Source organism: Nocardia sp. CA-107356, assembly GCF_050946365.1.
In the GTDB taxonomy this organism is placed as follows: domain Bacteria; phylum Actinomycetota; class Actinomycetes; order Mycobacteriales; family Mycobacteriaceae; genus Nocardia.
The window spans coordinates 8,925,327-8,947,681 of sequence record NZ_CP191992.1; the positions used below are offsets into that span (position 1 = coordinate 8,925,327).

Below are 22,355 nucleotides of genomic sequence, written 5' to 3' on the forward strand. Positions count from 1 at the left end.
CTGCATAGTCGCGGGGTCGGGGGTCAGCCGAGGAGCTCGGCGCGGAGGGCCTCGTCCTTCTCCAGGACCATTGTTTCCAGGCTGGCCTGGAACTGCTCCATGCGGATGCGCAGGGCGGGGTCGGCGGCGGCGAGGATGCGGACAGCGAGCAGGCCCGCGTTGCGGGCGCCACCGATGGAGACGGTGGCGACCGGGACGCCGGCGGGCATCTGAACGATGGAGAGCAGGGAGTCCATACCGTCGAGGTACTTCAGCGGGACCGGAACACCGATGACGGGGAGTGGGGTCGCCGATGCGACCATGCCCGGCAAGTGGGCCGCGCCGCCCGCGCCCGCGATGATGACCCGCAGGCCGCGGCCCGCCGCTTCGCGGGCGTAGTCGAGCATGCGCTGGGGGGTGCGGTGGGCCGAGACGACGCCGACCTCGAACCGAATATCGAACTCTGCCAAGGCAACCGCGGCGGCCTCCATGGTCGGCCAGTCGGAGTCGCTGCCCATGATCAGACCAACTTGCGCACTACTCACCGTGGGGATCCCATCCGTCGGTCCAAATCGCGTGCGACATCCAATGCGCCGCGCGCTCGGCCTGCTCACGCACCACGGCGACATCGTCACCGAGCACGTTGATATGCCCGATCTTGCGGTCCGGGCGTTCGCTCTTGCCGTACATATGCACCTTCGCCTGCGGCATTCTGGCGAAGAGGTGGTGCAGCCGCTCGTCCATCGACATGGTCGGCGCCTCGGGCGCGCCGAGAATATTCGCCATCACGGTGACCGGGGCCAGCGGACGGGTATCGCCGAGCGGGTAGTCGAGCACGGCACGCAGATGCTGTTCGAACTGGCCGGTGCACGCGCCGTCCATGCCCCAGTGCCCCGAGTTGTGCGGGCGCATGGCCAGTTCGTTGATCAGGATCGCGCCATCGTTGGTTTCGAAGAGCTCGACCGCCATCGCGCCGACGACGCCGAGTTCGCTGGCCAGGTTCAGCGCGAGCGTCTCGGCCTGCGCGGCCAGGTCGGCGCTGAGCTCCGGTGCGGGCGCGATCACCACGGCGCACTGGCCGTTGCGCTGCACCGTCTCCACCACCGGCCAGGTCGCGGCCTGACCGAACGGCGAGCGGGCCACCATCGCCGACAGTTCGCGCTTCAGGTCCACCTTGGCCTCGGCGAGCAGTTGCACACCGTGCGCGAGCTGGTCGGCCACGATCGTCTCGGCCTCGGCCGCCGACTCCGGCATCCAGACACCGCGCCCGTCGTAACCGCCGCGCACCGCCTTCAGCACAACCCGCCAGTCGTGCTCGTCACCGAAGCGCACCGCGTCGGCCACCGAAGTGACCGGGGTGAACGCGGGCACGGGCAACCCGAGTTCGGACAGCTTGGTCCGCATGGCCAGCTTGTCCTGCGCGAAGACCAGCGCGTGCGGCGGCGGCTGCACATTCACGCCCTCGGCGACCAGTGCCTGCAGATGTTCGGTCGGCACCTGCTCGTGATCGAAGGTCAGCACGTGCGAGCCGACGGCAGCCTTGCGCAGCGCGGTCAGATCGGTGTGACTGCCGAGCACGACCTCCGGGCTCACCTGTGCGGCCGGGTCGTCCGGATTCTCGGCGAGCACCCGCAGCCGCTGGCCGAGCGCGATGGCGGCCTGGTGCGTCATGCGCGCGAGCTGGCCACCACCGATCATGGTGACGGTGGGCATGGCGGCAGGATCGAACGAACGGCGGGAACTCACCCCTGCACCTCGCTGACGCTCGGCTCAGGCGTGACCTCCACGGAGGCTGTGTCGATGGTTCGCTCGCTTCGCTCCCTCACGTCGTGCAATCTTGTCATGTCCTAACACCACGATCAGATTCGGGCGCAGCCGGACGGAGTCCGTCATCAGTCCCTTGCGCTCGGACGAGCGCGGGCGGGGCCACCGCGTACCGGTACACTCGGGCCTTGTGTCATTCGTCGACGACGTGGTCAACGTCCTCCCCAAGCCCCTGCGGGAGATCGCGTACCGCCACCACGAGCTGATCAAATTCGCCATCGTCGGCGCCACCACCTTCATCATCGACTCGGGCATCTTCTACGCGCTCAAGTGGACCGTGCTGGAGACAAAGCCGGTCACCGCGAAGATCATTTCCGGAGTGATCGCGGTCATCTGCTCCTACATCCTCAACCGCGAGTGGTCGTTCAAGAACCGCGGCGGACGCGAGAAGCATCACGAGGCGTTGCTGTTCTTCGGTGTCAGCGGCGTCGGGGTGGTGTTGAGCTTCATCCCGCTATGGATCTCCAGCTACCTCTTCGACCTGCGCCAACCCGATGTGAGCTTCACCGTCGAGAACATCGCGGACTTCATCAGCGCCTTCATCATCGGCAATCTGCTGCAGATGGCATTCCGCTTCTGGGCGATGCGCCGCTGGGTGTTTCCGGACGAAATCAGCGAACTCGTCGAGGAAATCGAGGAGCTGCTCGAGGAAGAGCAGCTCGGCCGCAGCTAGCGCGGCTCCGGCACCTGGGCGCCGTTGGGCGTCCGCGGCGACGCACTGGATCCGAGGAACATCGCGAACAGCGCGGGCCTGCGTCGCTGCAACTCCAGCCGTCCACCATCGGCCTCGATGAGCGCCCTGGCCAGCGCGAGCCCGACACCGGTCGATCCGCCCGCCGAGAAGCCACGATCGAAGATGTGCGGCGCGAGTTCGTCACGCACACCATCGCCCTCATCGGCCACCTCGACCACCACCAGTGGCTCGCGATCGCTGACCGTGCGCACCGTGCGCACCGACACCGTGCAGGTGCCGCCGCCGTGCATCAGCGCATTGTCGACCAGCACGGCCAATGCTTCGCGCAACCGGGATCCGGTGATCGGCGCGCGCAGCGATTCGTCACCGATCAGCCGCAGCGTCCGACCCGCCTCGGTGAACGGATGCGACCACTCCTCGACGACACCGCGCAACTCGTCCATCACCGGCACCGGATCGCGATCGGCGGCATCCTCGTCGCGCGATGCGCGGACCAGGTCATCGATGGCGTCGGTGAGCCGATCGACCTGCGCCATCGCCTCCTCAGCCTCGTGCACGACGGCCGGATCGGAATGCGCGGACAGCTCGTCCAACCGCAGGCGCACCGCGGTCAGGCGGCTGCGCAGCTGATGCGAGACGTCCGCGACGAGCGCATGTTCGCGCTGCAGCCGCCCGGCGATCTCGACGGTCGCCGAATCGAGCACATCGGAGACCCGGTCCAGTTCGGAGATCCCGTGCCGACGCGGATCGGGTCGGAAGTCGCCCATGGCCAGCCGGGCCGCCCTGGCCGCCACGTCACGCAGTGGATCGGCGACCCGGCGCGCGGTGATCATGGCCACCGACACCGCGGCGCCGAGCGAGGCGAGCACCGCGAAGGCCACCACCGCGACGGCCTGGATCTGCATCACATGCATGGGTCCCGACGGGATCTCCAAGCGCAGCGAACCCTTGGTGCCCATCGATAGCGATTCGACCAGTGGGTCGTCGATCCGCTCCGCACCGATATCGAGCTGGGAGGCATTGTCCTGCGGCGCCGGATAGATGATGGTCAGCTTGCCGTCCTCGGGGATCAGCGGCCGCACCAAGCGGGTGTCGAGCTCGCCGAGCACCGTGCCGTCACCGTGTTCCTGGGCGATGATCTCGGCGGCGATCCGCTCCAGCCGATTCTCCAGGTCGCTGCGGGTGATGTCCTCGACCCACAGCCATGCGGTATAGATCAGCGGAACACCGAGCACCACCGTGGTGATGGTCAGCACGGTGAGTATCGATCGCAGAATTCTGCGTCTCATATCAGTTGTGCCGCACCATCAGTCGGTGTTCAGGCGGAAGCCGACCCCGCGCACGGTGACGATGCGCCGCTCCGCCATCGGGCCCTCGTCACCGATCTTGCGGCGCAGCCAGGACATGTGCATATCCAAGGTCTTCGAGCCGCGCAACTCGGCGTCGCCCCATACCTCGCGCAGGATCGTCTCGCGCGGCACCACCTGGCCCGCCCGATCGATCAGCACCTTGAGCAATTCGTATTCCTTATTGGCCAAACCGACTTCGACGCCGTTCACCAGCACCCGGCGCGCCGCCGGCTCCAGCCGGATGCCGCCGACCTCAACGGCCTCGTCGCCGATTCCGCTGCGCCGCAACAGCGCTCTCACCCGCGCGAGCAGTTCGGCCAGCCGGAACGGCTTGCCGACGTAATCGTCGGCGCCTGCGTCCAACCCGACGACGAAGTCCACCTCGTCGGTGCGCGCGGTGAGCATGAGGACGGCCAGATCGGCGCCACGGGCCCGGACCTGACGGCATACCTCGAGTCCGTCCATACCGGGCAGGCCAAGATCCAGGATGAGCAGATCGTGATCGCCCTCGAGCGCCCGTTTCAGCACCGCGGGCCCGAAACGTTCGACGGTGACCGAATAGCCCTCGCGCCCCAGCGCACGCGAGAGCGGCGCGGCGATGGCCTCATCGTCCTCGGCCAGCAGTACGGCGGTCATCGGTCCAGATTATCGCGCGACTGTTCGAATACCTGGTGGTACAGCAGGGCGTGCACCTTCTGCACCTGTGGAATGTCGTCGTATTCGAGCGGTTCGTCCGAGGACGACCCGATGATCAGGGTGCCGGTGCCGAGCATCCGGTCGAACAGACCGTGCCGGAACTGCACACTCGAAATCCGGCTCATCGGGATATCGATGCCGGTGTGGGTGACCACACCCTGACGGATCAGCACCCGACGGTCGGTCACGATGAAATGCGTCGACTTCCAGCTGATAACCGGTGCGACACAACGCCATACGAGAATGCCCAGCCAGACCACGAGCACCACGATCAGCAGCACCGAACGGTTCGTACCATCGGCCTTGCGCGAGACGAACCCCCCGGCGAATCCGGCCAACGCGGTGGCGACGATGAGCGTCACGATCGGCCAGAACAGCATTTTCCAATGCGGATGACGATGGAGTATCAACTGCTCGTCCGGGGCGAGCACCTCCTCCGGATAACCCATGACGGAACCCTACCGCGAGAACACACCGGACAGCGTGGACAACGACGCGCGCCGTACCGCACAATCGTCGCCTCGCGGCGTCGGTAGCTCGAGTCCCTCTCGAGTTAGCTCGAGTTCCGACACAGGTTCGCTACCTAGCCTCGACCCAACGGCATCTGCTCGACTCCGACGGGATCCGGCTCTGCCTGTTCGAATGGCTCTCGTTTTGTTCTGCCCAATGCCCTGCCTGTGAAAAGGCAAGTCCGGCTTGACAAGACGTCGATTAGCGAACCGTGGAGGCGTGCGTGACCAAGGATCTGACTCAGCTGGAAATCCTGACCGAACTCGAACCGGTGGCCGAACAGAATCTCGACCGCCACCTGTCGATGGCCAAGGACTGGCACCCGCACGACTACGTCCCGTGGGACGAGGGTCGCAATTTCGCCGCGATGGGCGGGACGGACTGGGAGCCGGGGCAGTCCCAGCTGAACGAGGTCGCCAAGGCCGCCATGATCACCAATCTGCTCACCGAGGACAACCTGCCCTCCTACCACCGCGAGATCTCGGAGAACTTCTCCTCCGACGGCGCATGGGGCACCTGGGTCGGTCGCTGGACGGCCGAGGAGAACCGGCACGGCATCGTGATGCGCGACTATCTCGTGGTCACCCGCGGCGTCGACCCGGTCGCGCTCGAGCAGGCCCGCATGGTCCATATGACCCGCGGCGTGCATTCACCTGACGGCTGGGGCGGATTCCTGGTGAACGTCGCGTATGTGACCTTCCAGGAGCTGGCCACCCGGGTCAGCCACCGCAATACCGGCAAGGTCTGCGACGACCCGATCGCCGACCGCATGCTGCAGCGCGTCGCCGCCGACGAGAACCTGCACATGATCTTCTACCGCAACCTCTGCGGCGCGAGCCTGGACCTGGTTCCCGACCAGGCCATGGCGGCGATCACCATGATCATCACCAACTTCGTGATGCCCGGCTACGGGATGCCGAACTTCCGGCGCAACGGCGTGCTGATGGCCAAGCACGGCATCTACGATCTGCGCCAGCACCTCGAGGAAGTGGTGCAGCCGGTGCTGAAGAAGTGGAATATCTTCGACCGCACCGACTTCGGCCCGCGCGGCGAGCAGGCCCGCGAGCGGCTCGGCGTATTCCTGGAGCAGTTGGAAAAGGACGTACTCGCGTTCGAAGAACGGCGCGACCGCATGTTCGCCAGGGAAGCAGCACGGGGCATCGTGCAGCCCGTCTGACCAGAAAGCCGGTGCCCCGCAACAAGTCCCGTCCCCGCTGTTGCGATTCGCCCCTGTGCAGTATGGAGTGCGAAGCAGGCGGGTCAGTAGTCGGCGCGCAGGTGGGTGACGTCGGCTGCGGAGACGGCGTGCTCGCCGATCAGGAGGCGGCCCGCGCTGTCGACGTCGGTGGCGATGCCCTCGAGAGTCTGGCCGCCCGGCAGTTCGGCGCGCACCAGCGCGCCGAGGGTGGCGCACCGCTCGCGGTAGCCGCCGATCAGGTCCGTGGTATCCCAACCGGCGTCTTGCCACGCGGTGAAGTGGCGGGCGAATTCGGCCAGCAGTGACCGCACGAGCTCGGTGCGGTCGGTGACCTTCGCGCCCGCCAGCGTGAGCGAAGTGGCATGCGGCACCGGTAGTTCCGCCTCGGTGAGACTGACGTTCAGGCCGACCCCGACGACAACGGCGGGTGCCCCGCTACCGGAGGCGACTTCGGCCAGGATGCCCGCGACTTTGCGGCCATCGATCAGCACATCGTTGGGCCACTTCAGATTCGCGTCCACACCGGCGGTCGCGCGCAGTGCGTCCACTACCGCGACGCCGGTGAGCAGCGGCAGCCAGCCGAGGACGGACGGCTCGATGCCGCGCAGCCGCACCAGCAGCGACATCGCTATCTGTGCGCGCGGCGGGCTGATCCAGGTCCTGGCATGCCGTCCACGACCGCGCTCCTGGGTCTCCGCGAGGAGTACCGCGCGATCGGCATCGGCCTCCTCGGCCCGCGCGATCAGGTCCGCATTGGTGGACCCGGTCGACTCCACCACATCGATGTGCGAGAAGAACGACAGCTCGGGCGACTCGATGAGACTGCGCCGCAACTGCTCTGCATCCAACGGTGGCCTGTGCACACCGGCAGGTTACCCGGTGCTCGCTGACCTGCCGCGGTAGGTCGACGCCGTCGTTACCGCGGCAGGTCGCGAAGGTCAGAGCTATCCGACGAGGTCGTACTGGATGGGTGCCACCATGCCGGAGAGTTCCTCCGCCGTGGTGCATTCCCCGGCTTCGGCCGTGGTGGACTCCGTAGCTTCAGCCCAGTGCTCCGACTCGATGACGGTCGGTTCGGTCCGCACAGGCTGCCAGCTGGTCCAGGACGCCGCCGAAGCATGTTCGGCGGTCCTTCGACTCCACTCCCACATTTGTTTCCCTCCCCTCGAATTCAGTACGGCTCAGAACGCCACGCGCGCGATGAACGCTCGCCTCCGATCCAACATTTCTGGACCTCCCCTCGGTCGAATTACTGATGCCCCAGGCTATCTGGGCACGGCCACGGCACGCCACCGATTTTCTCGGCGTCGAACAACGCGCCGCGGTTCGGTAATCGACCAGGAAGTTTGCCGTCATTCGCCGACCGGAACATGATCTAGCTGGGGTTTTCTACTCACCGGTAAGCGGCACTCGGTTAGAGAGAAGTACTGGCACTGGTTACACTCCGAAGCCATGACGAGTGTCCAGCAGCAGCCCGCATCGGAATCGGCGGGCGCCCCCGATATCCACACCACCGCTGGGAAGCTGGCTGACCTGCGGAATCGGCTGGAAGAAGCGCAGCACCCGATGGGTGAGGCCGCGGTCGACAAGGTGCACGCCAAGGGCAAGATGACCGCCCGCGAGCGCATCCTCGCACTGCTGGACGAGGGCTCCTTCGTTGAACTCGACGCGCTGGCCCGCCACCGCAGCGTGAACTTCGGCCTGGAGAACAACCGGCCGCTCGGCGACGGCGTGGTGACCGGCTACGGCACCATCGACGGCCGCGACGTCTGCATCTTCAGCCAGGACGTCACCGTCTTCGGCGGCAGCCTCGGCGAGGTCTACGGCGAGAAGATCGTCAAGGTGATGGATCTGGCGCTCAAGACCGGCCGCCCACTGATCGGCATCAACGAGGGCGCGGGCGCGCGCATCCAGGAGGGCGTCGTCTCCCTCGGCCTCTACGGCGAGATCTTCCACCGCAACATCCAGGCCTCCGGCGTGATCCCGCAGATCTCGCTGATCATGGGCCCGGCCGCCGGTGGCCACGTCTACTCCCCCGCGCTGACCGACTTCGTGGTGATGGTCGACGGCACCAGCCAGATGTTCGTCACCGGCCCGGATGTCATCAAGACGGTCACCGGCGAGGACGTCACCATGGAAGACCTGGGTGGCGCGCATACGCATATGACGAAGTCCGGTGTCGCGCACTATGTCGCCTCCGGCGAGCAGGACGCCCTCGACTACGTCAAGGACCTGCTGAGCTACCTGCCGAGCAATAACCGCGCCGACGCGCCGCGTTTCCCGGCCACCGACCCGATCACCGGCGCCATCGAGGATTCGCTCACCGACGAAGATCTCGAACTCGACACGATCATCCCGGATTCGCCGAACCAGCCCTACGACATGCACGAGGTCATCCGTCGCCTGCTCGACGACGACGAATTCCTCGAGGTGCAGGCCGAGCGCGCGATGAACATCATCGTCGGCTTCGGTCGGATCGACGGCCGCAGCGTCGGCATCGTCGCCAACCAGCCCACCCAGTTCGCGGGCTGCCTCGATATCGACGCCTCGGAGAAGGCCGCGCGCTTCGTGCGCACCTGCGACGCCTTCAATATCCCGATCATCACCCTGGTCGACGTCCCCGGCTTCCTGCCCGGTACCGGCCAGGAGTACAACGGCATCATCCGGCGCGGCGCGAAGCTGCTCTACGCCTACGGTGAGGCCACTGTGGGCAAAATCACCATCATCACCCGCAAGGCCTACGGCGGCGCCTACGACGTCATGGGTTCCAAGCACATGGGCGCCGATGTGAACTTGGCATGGCCGACCGCCCAGATCGCCGTTATGGGCGCCTCGGGCGCGGTCGGTTTCGTCTACCGCAAGCAGCTGCAAGAGGCCGCGAAGAGCGGAAATGATGTGGATGCGCTGCGCCTCGAGCTGCAGAACGAGTACGAGGACACCCTCGTGAACCCCTACGTCGCCGCCGAGCGCGGCTATGTGGATGCGGTCGTCCCGCCGTCGCACACCCGTGGCCAGATCGTGTCGGCACTGCGCTTGCTCGAACGCAAGATGGTGACCCTGCCGCCGAAGAAGCACGGCAACATTCCGCTGTGATCAAGCGATAGCCTCAGTGGGCCGCGCACACTGGTTGCAGAGACACAATGAGTGAATTCGACGATGATGATCGCTTGATCCACATGACATCGAGTCAGGCATAGGCTCGATCGAGATAGAGAGAGGATCTGGCACTGTGACGACCGTGGCAGAAGAAGATGTGTTGACCGCCGCCGAACTGGATCTCACAGTCGAACCGATCGCGGACGTGGTCGAGGTGGTCGCACCCGTGACGCCCGCGGCCGCCCAGGCGACCGACCAGCCGTTCATCCGAGTTATCAAGGGTTCACCGTCCGATGACGAAGTGGCGGCGCTCGTCTGTGTACTGTCGGCCGCCGCGCAGGGCGCCACGGGCAGCGGGCCGACCGGTCCGGCCGACTCCTGGGGCCACCCGACCTTGATGCACCGCGGCACATCGCCGTTCTCCCCGTACGCCTTCCCGCAGCTGTCACACCTGCGCGACTGATCGGATGACGAGACTCGTTCTCGCCTCCGCGTCGCCCGCCCGCCGCGAGGTGCTCCGCTCGGCGGGCATCGACCCCGTCGTCCGGGTCTCCGATGTCGACGAGGACGCCGTTGCCGCGGCACTGCCGCCCGGTACGGCGCCCGAGGTCGTAGTAGTCGAGCTGGCGCGGGCCAAGGCCCACTCGGTGGCCGCGACGATTCCGGACTTCGCCACGGATTGCGTTGTGGTGGGCTGCGATTCGATGCTGCTCGTCGACGGCGAATTGCAGGGCAAGCCACATACTCCCGAGGTCGCGCGATCCCGCTGGGCCGAAATAGCCGGGCGCAGTGCCGATCTCATCACCGGGCACTGCGTACTGCGGCTACAGGACGGCGATGTCGTCGCCGAAGCCGTCGACTGCAGTTCCACCACAGTGCATTTCGCCAAACCGGAACCAGAAGAGCTGGACGCCTATATCGCGACCGGCGAGCCCTTGCAGGTGGCGGGCGCGTTCACGCTCGACGGTATGGGCGGTTGGTTCGTCGATCGCATCGACGGCGATCCGTCGAGCGTTATCGGAATCGGATTACCACTGCTGCGCCGACTGCTTGGCGACGTTGGGGTCGGCATTGCGCAGTTGTGGAGCCATTCGGCCCGCTGACGGCGGTACGATCCGCGGCTCCCCGCCGCCCGACCTCGGCTCCGCCCCGGCCTCCACGCCGATCGGCACCGGCGTCGCCTCGCGGTCGTGCTCCGGCTCCCGCCGGACCTCTTGGTCGCGCCGCGACTCCTGGTCCGGCCGTCCGGCCATCAGCTCCAAACGGACCAGGCAGAGCTCCGGCTCGACGAATGGGTGCAGCCGGACATTCACCTCGCCCCGCGCACCATTGCGGTCCAGGACCTCTTTCATCAGGCCCAGATGCACACCGCACACCACTTCGGAGTGGGTGCGCGCGAGTTCACGCAGCGGGCAGGCGGTCAGCCGGATCAGGACCTGTTCGGTGGTCTCGGCGGCCGGATCGCGTTCCGGGGCGAATCCGAGCTCGGACAGCAGCGTCATGGTGACGTCCTTGGCGTCCTCCAGCGATTCGACCGCATGATCGCCCGCATCGAGCTTCGCACCCCAGGCGCGCCCGGCGGCGATGGCCGCCTCGGAGCGACGCCGCGGATCCGGGCCGAGTTGATCGGCGAGTACCTGGGCCAGGTCCTGATAACCGACCGATCGCTGAACCGCGCTATAGCCGATCCGCGGGCGACCACGGCCGCGCGGGGGCTGCTGGAATTGCCGCACCAGCGATTCCCTGGTGAGTACATCCAGATGGAACCGAACAGTGGTGACGTGCTGTCCGGTGATTCTGGCCAGTTCTTGTGCGTCGAGAGGTTCGCTGGCGCCACGTAGGATCGCGAGCAGTCGACGCCTCGGCCAAGAATCGGACATAGCTCACCCCTCCTCCCGGGAGACTTTATCGGATGAGGGTGCGATTTATTCGCCCATTCAGCCGATTTGTGATCTGAAACGAGTTTCCATAACGCCTCACACCTACCATCTCTGTGAGACCCGAACCGCTGTAACCACCCGTCTACCTCGTGTGAAGGACCCATATCGTGCCCGTTGCCCCGGACCCTCATCGCGCCTTCGGTTCTTACGCACATCCTCACCGACTAGTAACCACAGAGTGGCTGTCGGCAAACATCGGCACGCCAGGGCTGAAGATCATCGAGTCCAACGAGGACATCCTGCTCTATGACATCGGACACGTTCCCGGCGCCACCAAGATCGATTGGCGGGGCGACCTGAACGATCCGGTTACGCGTGACTATATCGACGGTGCCCGGTTCACCGAGTTGATGCGCGCCAAGGGAATCGAGCGCGACGATACCGTGGTGATCTACGGCGATCGCGGCAACGCGCAGGCAGCGCACACGTTCTGGGTCTTCACCCTGTTCGGGCATCCGGATGTGCGGCTGCTCGACGGCGGCCGGGACGCGTGGATCTCCGAGGCCCGCGACACCACCTTCGACCTGCCCTATCTGCTGCGCAGCGAGTACCCCACGGTTCGGCGCGACGACAGCACCGTGCGCGCGTTCCGCGAGGATGTGCTCGCGCACCTCGGCAAGCCGCTGATCGATGTGCGCTCACCCGAGGAGTATTCCGGCGAGCTGATCCAGCCGCCGGTCAATCCGGAGGACGCGGCATTACGCGGCGGGCATATCCCGACCGCGGTCAACATTCCGTGGACCGAGGCCTTCAATGGCGACGGCCGCTTCCGTGCCCGCACCGAATTGGACGAGACCTACGGTGCGCTGGCGACCGCGGACGATCTGATGGTCTACAGCCGGGTCGGCGAGCGATCCAGCCATACCTGGTTCGTATTGACTTATCTGCTCGGCTTCGACACCGTGCGCAATTACGACGGCTCCTGGACCGAATGGGGTAACTCGGTGCGCATGCCGATTGCCAAGGGGTATGAACCCGGCGATGCACCAGCAGGCAGTGCACGTAAGGTCCGCACCAGGTAGACCTGACCGGCGCCGAGCACACGCGACCGCTCAATCCGATCTGCGGCATGCGCGGGCGCTCCGTGATCATGTGGGCCGCCACCTCCGTTCCCGACGCCGACGCCGCGGGGTGTGATCCGCGACCTACTGTTGAGTAGGGCTATCCGAGTTCAGCGTCTGTTGGCAGACTGCCTACACTCGCCCGAGACGTAAGTTTGTCGACCACGGGGCGACCAAAAAGATTGCTAACAGGAGGCTCAGTGCCCAGCCATGCCAGCGCGCGGATATCGAAGGTACTCGTAGCTAACCGAGGCGAGATCGCCGTTCGCGTGATCCGGGCGGCCAAGGATGCCGGTATCGGCAGTGTCGCGGTGTACGCCGAGCCCGATGCCGATGCCCCATTCGTGAAACTCGCCGACGAGGCCTTCGCCCTGGGCGGGCAGACCTCGGCCGAGTCGTACCTCGTCTTCGACAAGATCCTCGACGCCGCTGCCAAGTCCGGCGCCGACGCCATCCACCCCGGCTACGGATTCCTCTCCGAGAACGCCGACTTCGCCCAGGCTGTCATCGACGCCGGGCTGATCTGGATCGGCCCCTCCCCGCAGTCCATCCGCGACCTCGGTGACAAGGTCACCGCGCGCCACATCGCCGAACGCGCCAAGGCACCGATGGCCGCTGGCACCAAGGATCCGGTCAAGAACGCCGCCGAAGTGGTCGAGTTCGCCGAGCAGTACGGCGTGCCGGTCGCGATCAAGGCCGCCTTCGGTGGCGGTGGCCGCGGTATGAAGGTCGCGCACTCCATCGAGGAGATCCCGGAGCTGTTCGAATCGGCGACCCGCGAGGCGATCGCCGCCTTCGGTCGTGGCGAATGCTTCGTCGAGCAGTACCTGGACAAGGCCCGCCACGTCGAGGCGCAGGTCATCGCCGACCAGCACGGCAACGTAGTGGTGGCCGGTACCCGTGACTGCTCGCTGCAGCGCCGGTTCCAGAAGTTGGTCGAGGAGGCCCCCGCGCCGTTCCTCACCGACGATCAGCGCGCGCGCATCCACGCTTCGGCCAAGGCCATCTGTAAGGAGGCCGGTTACTACGGTGCTGGCACCGTGGAGTACCTGGTGCAGGGCGATACCGTGTCGTTCCTCGAGGTGAACACCCGTCTGCAGGTCGAGCACCCGGTCACCGAGGAGACCGCGGGCATCGACCTGGTGCGTCAGCAGTTCCGCATCGCCGAGGGCCATGAGCTGGCGATCAAGGAGGATCCGACGCCGCGCGGGCACTCCTTCGAATTCCGGATCAACGGCGAAGACGCCGGTCGCGGCTTCCTGCCCGCCCCCGGCCCGGTCGCGGTCTACTCCGAACCGAGCGGTCCGGGTGTGCGCGTCGACTCCGGTGTGGTGCAGGGCAGCGTTATCGGCGGTCAGTTCGACTCGATGCTGGCCAAGCTGATCGTCACCGGCGAGAACCGTGAGCAGGCGCTGCAGCGGGCCCGGCGCGCGCTGGCCGAGTTCCACGTCGAGGGGTTGGCCACGGTCATCCCGTTCCACCGCGCGATCGTCGAGGATCCGGCGTTCATCGGTGACGGCGAGAAGTTCGACATCTACACCAAGTGGATCGAAACCGACTGGGTCAACAACGTCGAGCCCTACACCCCAGCCGGTGTCACCGAGGACGAGGACGAGGATCTGCCGCGGCAGAAGGTCGTCGTCGAGGTCGGTGGGCGTCGAGTCGAGGTGTCGTTGCCCGGCAGCTTCACCGCCGGTGCCGGTGTCGCGGGTACGGGCGGCAATGGCGTCGGAGTGGTCCGCAAGAAGCCCAAGCCGCGCAAGCGTGGCGGCGCGGGTGCCGGTGCGGCCTCCGGTGACGCGGTCACCGCGCCGATGCAGGGCACCGTGGTGAAGGTCGCGGTCGAAGAGGGCCAGTCCGTCGAGGCGGGCGATCTGATCGTGGTGCTCGAGGCCATGAAGATGGAGAACCCGGTCAACGCGCACAAGGCGGGCGTGGTCACCGGACTGTCCGTCGAGGCGGGGGCGGCCATCACCCAGGGCACGGTGCTCGCCGAGATCAAATAAGTAAACAGCTGGCGAAGACCGCTTCGGAGCGGGCGCTGGACAACGACGTCCGCGCCCGCTCTGTCGTATCGTGGTTCGGTGACCAGCTCTACCGTCGTGCCCACTGTCGCGGAGGTCATCCGCGGCCGACGTGAATCAGCGAGCCGTGCCGACGGATATCGCCTCGCCCTGGTCATCGAGGGCGGTGGCAGTCGGGGCGTGTACTCCAGCGGAATGGTGCAGGCGCTGGAGGAGCTCGGGCTCGCCTCGATCTTCGACGCGGTATACGGCACTTCGGCGGGTGCGATCAATGGCGCGTGGCTGCTGTCCGGGCGGGCCCTGTCCGGCATGCGCTCCTGGACCGATCCGGTGATCATGCGGCGCGCGGTCGATCCGGCTCGACTGCTGCGCGGACGCCCCGCGTTCGACCTGGACTACCTGGTGCACCAGGTGTACGACGGCATCGAGCCCATGGACTTTCCGGCGATTCTGGCCAATGCCACCACCTTTCACCCCATCGGCACCGATATCCGCACCGGGCACGCCGTCGACCTGCACCGCCACATCATCGACAAACGCACCCTGATGACCGCGCTGCGGGCCTCCGCCGGGCTGCCGATACTCGCGGGACCCCCGGTGCCGCTGGGCGATGCCGAGTACCTCGACGGCGGGCTCGCCGAAACCGTGCCTATTCGCACCGCGGTTCGCAACGGTGCGACGCATGCTCTGGTGCTGCGCACCCGTCGCACCGACGAACACCGCCCGCCCGCCTCCCGTTTGCATCAGGTCGTCGGGGGCGGCTACCTGCGCGTGCGAGCCCCGGGGGCCTATCGTGCCTGGCTACAGCGACCGCACCAGCAATCCATCGAGGACCGCTTCCTCGCTGGCCTCGGTGACGCGGTCCTCCAGGTCCACCCACCCCTCGGCGCCCCGAACATCGACAGTGCGGCGCGCGACACCGCCTTACTCGCCGAGGCGTTGACCATCGGCCGCCAAACCGTGCACGCGTCCTTGGCCGCCCTGGTCGACTCGGCCGACAGCACGCGCTGAACCCGCAGCTTCCCGACTTCGACAGCACCACGCGCGACACCACGTTGCTCGCCGAGACACCGACCATCGGCCGCCAAACCGTACAGCGGCCCTGCACGCCCTGGTCGACTCGACCGACACCACATACTGAACCTGCGGCTTCCCGACTTCGACAGCACCACGCGCGACACCGCCTTGCTCGCCGAAGCACCGACCATCCACCGCCAAGCCGGGCACGCGTCCTTGGCCGCCCTGGTCGACTCGGCCGACAGCACGCGCTGAACCCACGGCTTCCCGACTTCGACAGCACCACACGCGACACTGCTTACTCGCCGAGACACCGACCATCGACCGCCGTGCAGCGGCCCTGCACGTCCTGGTCGACTCGGCCGACAGCACGCGCTCGTATCGCTGCGGTCCACTGATCCCGACCATCCGGGCTGGGGCGTCGGGCGAGTTCGGTGGTACGGATTCGCCTGCTGCTCGGGTCGCCGAGCGGCAGACACCGCGGCCCGCGATGTGGTGCCGCACGGGTGGGTATTGACGATCCGGCTGTGGTTCGCGACCGGCCCGGTGAGTTCGGGGAAGCAGCTGTCCAGCTTGTGGCGCAGGTCAATTCAGGTTGATGGTCGCGCCGTTGGAGAGCATGAAGTCGTGTAATTCGAGTTGGCTCGGGGCGGCGTCGTGCGGGATGTCGAAGACCAGTTGGGTCGTGGCGGACTGGCCGGGCTGGAGTTCGAACGAGTAGCCGTAGCGGCGCTGGGTGGTCTGCCACATGGTCGCGATCGCATTGTGATCGACCTCGCGGCCCTGAGTGTCGACGAGGCGTTGACCCAAGGGCAGGAACCACTTCGGCTCGTCGGAGATATTGCGCACGGCGACCGTGACGACGGAGTAGGAACCGCTGGCATTCTGCAGCCCGATCCGCGAGACTCCGGAATCCACCGCGGTGACCACGAATTCGAACTTGCCGTCCCGCACCGGTGTATTCAGACCGGAGAGCACCGGCGCGGGTGGTTCGGCCGATTGCGCCGTGTCACCATCGCGCACCGCGACCGACGGATCGGCCGTGCGCGAGCCGCCGCCACTGCCGGTATTGCCGAACGCGACCAGCGCCGCACAGCCCGCCGCCAGCATGAAGGGGGTCAGGAACATGACGACGAGCGCACCGATCACCCTGGACACGAAGGACTTACGCCGTGGCCGACGCCGTACCGCCCGGCGCGGGGGCGGCGCGATCCATGGACGGCGCTGCGAGACGGTCCAGCGCGGTGCCACCCGCACGTGCGCAGCCCGCTTCGGTTGCGGCACAACCGGTTGGGCCGCGGAAGGCGGGCGGACGACCGATCTCGGCGGGACCGCGGCACGATTCGGTGACCACGGCGAATTCTGTTGCGGTACAGCACTTCCCACCGGGATGAAAGGCGGCGCGGGGTCCAATCGGGTAGCCACCAGCGTCGGCGTCGGACCGGGTTCCGGCAACACCTCGGTCGGAGCAAGCGGCTTCGGCAACGATTTGACCAGCGGTGCTGAGGATTCCCCCGATGACATCGGTGCGCACGTCTGCACCCGCGTCGGACTCGGCTGCTGATCCGCCACCAGTCGCTGCGGAGTCACCGTCTGCGGCAACGCCGTCTGGATATGCGTGTGCGGCATCGGCGGGTGTGCCTGCGCGTGCGGTTGCGCTGGTTTCGGCTGCACCAGCATGGACGGCGCAGCCAGTGGCTGGTCCGACGCAGCCGAGAGTGTTGCCGATTCGGCCCGTGACGATCGCGGCGCGGGCTCGTGCGCCAGACGTGACAGGGCGGTCGCCGCATATGCCGCGGCGGCGAACTCGCGTGCCGTCGGATAGCGGTTGGCCTGGTCCTTGGCCATGCCGCGGGCGATGACCGCATCCAATTCCGTGGGCACCGCGGGGTTCACTGTCGATGCGTGGGGTGCGGTGGTCATCAGGTGGCCGTGCATTTGATGGGCCGGGTCGGTGTCACCGTAGGGGCGGCGGCCGGTCAGGCATTCGTAGAGCACACAGGCGAGTGAGTAGACGTCGGAGCGGGCGTCGACGGTGCCGTTGAAGCGTTCCGGTGCCATATAAGCCCAGCTGCCGATGGCCATGCCGGTGGCGGTGACGGACGTTTGGCCCACGCTCTTGGCGATGCCGAAGTCGATGAGATACGCCTGCCCATCGGTGCCGACCAGGATGTTCGACGGTTTGACGTCACGGTGGATCAGCCCGGCCCGATGCGCGGCATCCAGACCCGAGGCCGCCTGCGTCACGAAGTCCACGGCGGCGATGGGTGTCAATGTGCCGACCCGGGCCAGCATCTCGGCCAGGTCGATGCCATCGATGTATTCCATATCGATGAACAACCGGCCGTCGAGCTCACCGAACCCGTGAATTCGCACAATATGCGGATGTCGCAGACTCGCGCCGAGCCGCGCCTCCCGCTCGAACCGCTGCCGATACTCCGCATCGGCGGCCACCCGCTCCGCCAACACCTTCAGCGCGACCGTGCGTCCGGTGTCGGTATCACGCGCCAGCCACACCGCCCCCATGCCACCCCGGCCGAGCAAACGGTCGAGCCGGTACTTCCCGAACTGTTCCCCCATCACTGACCTCCCGGTGGCCGCGCCGTTGCGGAGTGGGGCGGCAACCCGATCGAAACCGCATCGCCCGAACCTATCCCGACCCTAGCCCCGCCCCGCCCCCTCGACCAGTGTGACGTCCCCTACGTACTCCTACTCAGGCACACCCCAGACCTCGACACGATCGGTCTTCAGGGCAACCCTGCGGATAACACCGTTGGCTGCGGGCTAATCAACCTCGTTCAGGCGCACACTGACGCTGACACGACCCTTATCGTCGCGTCGGGCGACGGCGTGCCCGGATCGTTCGGCGCCGTCCAGCTGCAGCGAGATGGGGCCGCCCGCGCCGAGGAAGTTGCGCCACCACGTCTTCTGGTCCGGCAGGGCGATGGCGATGGTGATCTCATCGCCAGAGCGTCGAAAGCCCACCGGTGTGCTGATGGTGCGCCCGGAACGTCGGCCGACGTAAGTGATCTCGGTGATCGCCCGACCCACCCGAGGCCCGATCCACGGCGCCTTGGTCAACGCCATGACCCCCGCGTTGAATCCGCGCGCAATCGGTCCGACCACCGCTCTGAGCTCCATCGAATCTCCTGATCACCGAAGTATCGATCACAAAACTAGCGGACCGCCGTGCGTGGAGCAGGGCGGCATACAGCGCGAGGAGCGAATGCTAGACATGCGCAGCGCTGAATCCCACTGCGGCGCCGATGAAATCGGCGTAGTAGGTGTGCGCATTGGGGTCGGCTCCCCCGCCGCATACCGGGTCGCCGGCCGCACAGAAATCGGCGGTGCGGTTCAGGTATCGGTCGGGAACGGGCCACCCGATCAGGCGCAGCGGGTCGCCGAAGAGCAGTACGACGACCACGCGGTCGACGAGCTCATCGGGCAGCCGCACCACACCCGGCAGTCCGGCGACGGTGCCGAGTGCGGCGTGCACCACGCCCGCGCCCAGCGAGTAGCCAGCCAGGATGAACTCCTCGTCCGGGCATGCCGCGGCTCGAGCGGCGACGTGTGCGACCAGATCCGCGCTACCGGCGCCCACTGACGACAGATCCGTCAAATTCGCAGCGTAGTGCACCGGATACGCACCCACGCTCATCGGTAGCGCCTCCCGCATCGCGGCGTACAGCGGATCACCGACGATGGTTCCGAGATACCCGGGTTCCTGGGTTCCCTTCGCCACCACCAGATCCACGGCTGCACACGATTGTGCCGCCGAGTGCGGAGCGAGCATGACACTCGCTGCGATCAGCAAGACCGCGAACGCCGATGCCATCCGCCAGTTTTTGAACCGACCCACCTTTCGGTCGCCCATTTTCCTCACCTCTCACGCCGTTGTGAGAAGTGCTTCCTCCGGCCACACGTCATTGTGCGGCGTCGAGTGACACTTGTCAGAGACAAATTACAATGTACTCCGCTACGAGGGACAACGGCGGCGACAGCCACAGCCAACATCCCCTGCTCAGGCCTACCGACTGCAGCAAGACCGGTGCGCACCCTGCTGGCCGATCCAATAGGAACAGAAGATCCAGCCACCAATCGGAATGACCGAGACCGAGCAGGTCCACCGACTGCGGCAAGACCGGCGCGCACCCTGCCGGCCGATCCAATAGGAACAGAAGATCCAGCCACCAATCGGAATGACCGAGACCGAGCAGGTCCACCGACTGCGGCAAGACCAGCGCCCACCCTGCCGGCCGATCCAGTAGGAACAGAAGATCCAGCCACCAATCGGAATGGCCATGGCGTGCAGGTCCACCGCGCTGAGTGGCAGGTCCAGTGCCAGCGCCATTACTCCGGCTTATCGTCACTCGAATCGCCGCTGAGCGAACCGCCAGAGATCCACTGCCCCGGGCCGAGTGTTCGCCGAGCGACGCCTACTTGCCGGGCTTGTGGCGGTTGCCGTGACCGGGCTTGCCGCTGCTCGGCTTGTCGTCACCGGGATCGCTGTTGCCTGGGTTTCCGGAGGCCGCTGGTCCGGAGGACGATGGCGAGCCGTCGGGTTTCGGGCCGCCGCCAGAAGGCTGCGTCGGAATCCAGTTCGCCATGCGGCCACCGACGGACCGACACGCAAGCGGGGTGCCGTCTGCGGCAACGGCATCGACGTCGACATCAGGATTGCACGGCTGTCCGGCAACCGGGATCGACGCGTTCGGCGCCGCCGCATGTGCCGACTCGGCCGGGAGCGATCCCAGTGCCGGGCCCGGATGAGTCGGCGTCGGCCGGGCGGATGACGGTGCGGCAGAGGCTGTTTCGGCGCCTCCGGGTCGCCCCACCCAGAGCGCCAGCCCGATGAGGGCGACAAGCGCCGCCATAGCTGCAGCCGCGTGCCCCGGACCAACTCCCCATACGACGTCGCGATCACTCAACGCTTCAGCACCCCGCGTCGGCTCGCCCGCCCACCCGCCACTCCGCCTCTTCGCACCCGGATCCCCTGCCTCCGTACCACCCCACGGGACCGTCCCCCGCGCCCCAACCGCACCCGCCTCCCACGACCCCAGCGCATCCCCACCCCGCGACCCAACCGCACTCCCATGCCGAGACCCCGCCGCAGCCGCACCCCATGACCCCACTGCACCCCGCGCGCCAACCGCAGCCACATCCCGCGCCCCCTCCGCAGCCACACCGGGCGAGTCGACCGGGCCCACATCCCGCGACCCGACCGCAGGGATATCCCGTGATCCGACCGCGGCCGCACCCCACGACTGGACCGATTCCGACGCCTCCACCGCACTCGCATCCTGAAAATCGACCGCAGCCGAATTCGGCGACGCCACCGCACCAGCACCCTGCGCCCCAACCACACCGGGCGAGCCGACCGAACCCACACCCCGCGACCCAACCCCAGCCACGCCCGGCGACTCGACCGCACCAGCACTCCACGCCACGGCCGCAGAGGAATTCGGCGACGCCACCGCACCCACACCACGCGTCCCGACGACACTCACATCCCGCGCCTCAACGGCGGCAGCACCCGGCGACTCCACCGCGTACCCCAACTCGGTCGCAGGCACGCCCCTCACACCTTCCGCACCCGCCGCCCACGACTCGACCACGCCCGCGCAAGGCCCGCCAATCGCAGCCCCGCCTTGCGACTCCCCTGCGCACGCCGACTCCGTCGCCCCGGGCAACTTCACCACGCACGCGCACCGCGACCCCACTACTGCCGCACCCGGCGACTCCACCGCGCCCGCACCCCACGTCCCGACCGCAGCCGAATGCGGCGACGCCACCGCGCCCCCTGACTCGGCCGCCGGCACGCGCCGCAACCCAGCCATACCCACACCCCACGACCCGACCGCACCCGCACGCCGCCCGCCAACCGCGGCCCCGCCTCGCGACTCCACCGCGCACCGCGACTCGGTCGCCCCGGGCGACTCCACCGCATGCGCGCACGGCGACTCGGCCGCCGGCGCACCCGCACCCCACGACTCCACCACATCCGCCCGCCACCCTTCGGAGAGTGGGCGGGTGATCGGCGAAGTCACCGCCGCGATCTCGACCGTCGACGCCTCGCGGCCGGCGCTGGCGATGTAGGCGGCGCACGCGAATTCGCCTGCGCTGGACCAGCGCTCGCGAGGATCCTTGGCCATGGCGCGTGTTATTGCGGCATCGAGAGCCGCGGGCACCGCGGGATTCAGGGCGCCGGCACGAGGTGGATCGGCCATCAGATGGGCGTGGAACTGCCGCGGGGTATCGATGTTGCCGAAAGGTCTTTCGCCGGTTAGGCATTCGTATAGGACGCAGGCGAGTGAGTACTGGTCGGCGCGGGTGTCGGTGACGCCGCTGAAGCGCTCCGGCGCCATATATGCCAGGGTGCCGACCACATTGCCGTGGGCCGTAATGGTTGGCTGGTCGATCCGGTGCGCGATGCCGAAATCGATCAGGCGGACGAAACCGCAGGAGCTCACCATGATGTTGGACGGTTTGACGTCGCGGTGCACCAGGCCCGCCCGGTGGGCGGTGTCGAGCGCCATCGCGGTCTGCCCGATGATCGCCACCGCCTTCGCTGGAGACATCGGCCCGTCGCGGCGCAGCAGAGCGGCGAGGTCGGTGCCCTCGATGAATTCCATGTCGATGTATAGGCAGCCCTCGAGTTCACCGAAGGTGTGGATCGGCACCATATGCGGCCCCGGGACGTGGGCCGCCAGGCGTGCCTCCCTGGTGAACCGCAGCCGATAGGTCGGATCCGCGGCGTGTGTCGCGGCCAGCACCTTCAGCGCGACATCACGGCCGGCGACGGTATCGCGAGCGAGCCAGACCTGCCCGGTACCTCCGCTGCCGAGCAACCGGTCGAGGCGGTAGTGACCGAACCGCGTCTCGCCCATTCCGAAACCTCCCGCTAGCCTTGCACTCATCGTCGAGTTACCCGAAATCCACACCGGCACCACATAATCCGTGAAACTGA

Annotated in this window: 20 protein-coding genes; 8 read left to right on the forward strand and 12 right to left on the reverse strand. The window is 67.1% G+C overall.

Going from position 1 to position 22,355, the window contains the following annotated elements; genetic code table 11:
- Positions 1-23: 23 nt before the first annotated feature.
- The gene (gene purE, locus ACQP1G_RS40390) at positions 24-533 is read right to left on the reverse strand and encodes a 5-(carboxyamino)imidazole ribonucleotide mutase (protein WP_433209234.1); all 510 of its coding nucleotides are present in this window, start codon (positions 531-533) and stop codon (positions 24-26) included.
- The gene (locus ACQP1G_RS40395; protein ID WP_433209237.1) at positions 517-1,692 is read right to left on the reverse strand and encodes a 5-(carboxyamino)imidazole ribonucleotide synthase; all 1,176 of its coding nucleotides are present in this window, start codon (positions 1,690-1,692) and stop codon (positions 517-519) included. Before ACQP1G_RS40395 ends, purE begins: the two co-directional genes overlap by 17 nt.
- A gap of 241 nt (positions 1,693-1,933) precedes the next feature.
- On the opposite strand from ACQP1G_RS40395, the gene ACQP1G_RS40400 reads away from it, so the two are divergent.
- Positions 1,934-2,476, forward strand: a complete 543-nt coding sequence (locus tag ACQP1G_RS40400; RefSeq protein WP_433195102.1) for a GtrA family protein — start codon at positions 1,934-1,936, stop codon at positions 2,474-2,476.
- Here the strand turns inward: ACQP1G_RS40400 and ACQP1G_RS40405 are convergent.
- The 3 genes from ACQP1G_RS40405 to ACQP1G_RS40415 are packed head-to-tail and all read right to left on the reverse strand — an operon-like array spanning position 2,473 to position 4,991.
- Positions 2,473-3,786: a sensor histidine kinase gene (locus ACQP1G_RS40405; RefSeq protein ID WP_433195104.1), complete on the reverse strand. Its 1,314-nt coding sequence runs from the start codon at positions 3,784-3,786 to the stop codon at positions 2,473-2,475. The genes ACQP1G_RS40400 and ACQP1G_RS40405 overlap by 4 nt on opposite strands.
- A gap of 18 nt (positions 3,787-3,804) precedes the next feature.
- A complete protein-coding gene (locus ACQP1G_RS40410) occupies positions 3,805-4,482 on the reverse strand; it encodes a response regulator transcription factor (RefSeq protein WP_330252467.1) in 678 nt (225 codons plus the stop codon).
- Complete coding sequence (locus tag ACQP1G_RS40415; protein ID WP_433195106.1) at positions 4,479-4,991, reverse strand: PH domain-containing protein; 513 nt, start codon at positions 4,989-4,991, stop codon at positions 4,479-4,481. Before ACQP1G_RS40415 ends, ACQP1G_RS40410 begins: the two co-directional genes overlap by 4 nt.
- A gap of 284 nt (positions 4,992-5,275) precedes the next feature.
- Here ACQP1G_RS40415 and ACQP1G_RS40420 point away from each other — a divergent pair, with 284 nt between their 5' ends.
- Positions 5,276-6,229, forward strand: a complete 954-nt coding sequence (locus ACQP1G_RS40420; protein WP_433195108.1) for an acyl-ACP desaturase — start codon at positions 5,276-5,278, stop codon at positions 6,227-6,229.
- Between the two features lie 83 nt (positions 6,230-6,312).
- On the opposite strand, the gene ACQP1G_RS40425 is transcribed toward ACQP1G_RS40420, so the two are convergent.
- The gene (locus ACQP1G_RS40425; protein WP_433195110.1) at positions 6,313-7,113 is read right to left on the reverse strand and encodes a biotin--[acetyl-CoA-carboxylase] ligase; all 801 of its coding nucleotides are present in this window, start codon (positions 7,111-7,113) and stop codon (positions 6,313-6,315) included.
- An 81-nt stretch (positions 7,114-7,194) separates the two neighbouring features.
- A complete protein-coding gene (locus ACQP1G_RS40430) occupies positions 7,195-7,401 on the reverse strand; it encodes a hypothetical protein (protein WP_433195112.1) in 207 nt (68 codons plus the stop codon).
- A gap of 301 nt (positions 7,402-7,702) precedes the next feature.
- Here ACQP1G_RS40430 and ACQP1G_RS40435 point away from each other — a divergent pair, with 301 nt between their 5' ends.
- From ACQP1G_RS40435 to ACQP1G_RS40445, 3 genes are all read left to right on the forward strand, one after another.
- Positions 7,703-9,343 carry an acyl-CoA carboxylase subunit beta gene (locus tag ACQP1G_RS40435; protein ID WP_433195114.1) on the forward strand — a complete coding sequence of 547 codons (1,641 nt, stop codon included), beginning with the start codon at positions 7,703-7,705 and terminating at the stop codon, positions 9,341-9,343.
- Positions 9,344-9,479: 136 nt separating this feature from the next.
- Positions 9,480-9,809, forward strand: a complete 330-nt coding sequence (locus tag ACQP1G_RS40440; protein ID WP_433195116.1) for an acyl-CoA carboxylase subunit epsilon — start codon at positions 9,480-9,482, stop codon at positions 9,807-9,809.
- 4 nt (positions 9,810-9,813) lie between these two features.
- Positions 9,814-10,449, forward strand: a complete 636-nt coding sequence (locus ACQP1G_RS40445) for a Maf family protein (protein ID WP_433195118.1) — start codon at positions 9,814-9,816, stop codon at positions 10,447-10,449.
- On the opposite strand, the gene ACQP1G_RS40450 is transcribed toward ACQP1G_RS40445, so the two are convergent.
- Positions 10,375-11,226 carry a helix-turn-helix transcriptional regulator gene (locus ACQP1G_RS40450; protein WP_433195119.1) on the reverse strand — a complete coding sequence of 284 codons (852 nt, stop codon included), beginning with the start codon at positions 11,224-11,226 and terminating at the stop codon, positions 10,375-10,377. The genes ACQP1G_RS40445 and ACQP1G_RS40450 overlap by 75 nt on opposite strands.
- Positions 11,227-11,393: 167 nt before the next feature.
- On the opposite strand from ACQP1G_RS40450, the gene ACQP1G_RS40455 reads away from it, so the two are divergent.
- From ACQP1G_RS40455 to ACQP1G_RS40465, 3 genes are all read left to right on the forward strand, one after another.
- Positions 11,394-12,308 (forward strand): sulfurtransferase, encoded by a 915-nt coding sequence (locus tag ACQP1G_RS40455; RefSeq protein ID WP_433195121.1) that lies wholly within the window; start codon positions 11,394-11,396, stop codon positions 12,306-12,308.
- Between the two features lie 239 nt (positions 12,309-12,547).
- Positions 12,548-14,353, forward strand: a complete 1,806-nt coding sequence (locus ACQP1G_RS40460; protein ID WP_433195123.1) for an acetyl/propionyl/methylcrotonyl-CoA carboxylase subunit alpha — start codon at positions 12,548-12,550, stop codon at positions 14,351-14,353.
- 78 nt (positions 14,354-14,431) lie between these two features.
- Entirely contained in the window at positions 14,432-15,382 is a 951-nt protein-coding gene (locus ACQP1G_RS40465) for a patatin-like phospholipase family protein (protein ID WP_433195125.1), read from the forward strand.
- 591 nt (positions 15,383-15,973) lie between these two features.
- On the opposite strand, the gene ACQP1G_RS40470 is transcribed toward ACQP1G_RS40465, so the two are convergent.
- The 4 genes from ACQP1G_RS40470 to ACQP1G_RS40485 all read right to left on the reverse strand — a co-directional run bounded on the left by ACQP1G_RS40470 (position 15,974) and on the right by ACQP1G_RS40485 (position 22,275).
- On the reverse strand, positions 15,974-17,968 hold the full coding sequence (locus ACQP1G_RS40470; RefSeq protein ID WP_433195127.1) for a protein kinase domain-containing protein: 1,995 nt from the start codon (positions 17,966-17,968) through the stop codon (positions 15,974-15,976).
- Between the two features lie 204 nt (positions 17,969-18,172).
- Complete coding sequence (locus ACQP1G_RS40475; protein WP_433195129.1) at positions 18,173-18,529, reverse strand: nitroreductase/quinone reductase family protein; 357 nt, start codon at positions 18,527-18,529, stop codon at positions 18,173-18,175.
- Between the two features lie 88 nt (positions 18,530-18,617).
- Positions 18,618-19,262: a cutinase family protein gene (locus tag ACQP1G_RS40480; protein WP_433195131.1), complete on the reverse strand. Its 645-nt coding sequence runs from the start codon at positions 19,260-19,262 to the stop codon at positions 18,618-18,620.
- Between the two features lie 562 nt (positions 19,263-19,824).
- Positions 19,825-22,275: a protein kinase domain-containing protein gene (locus ACQP1G_RS40485; protein WP_433195133.1), complete on the reverse strand. Its 2,451-nt coding sequence runs from the start codon at positions 22,273-22,275 to the stop codon at positions 19,825-19,827.
- Between the last annotated feature and the right edge of the window lie 80 nt (positions 22,276-22,355).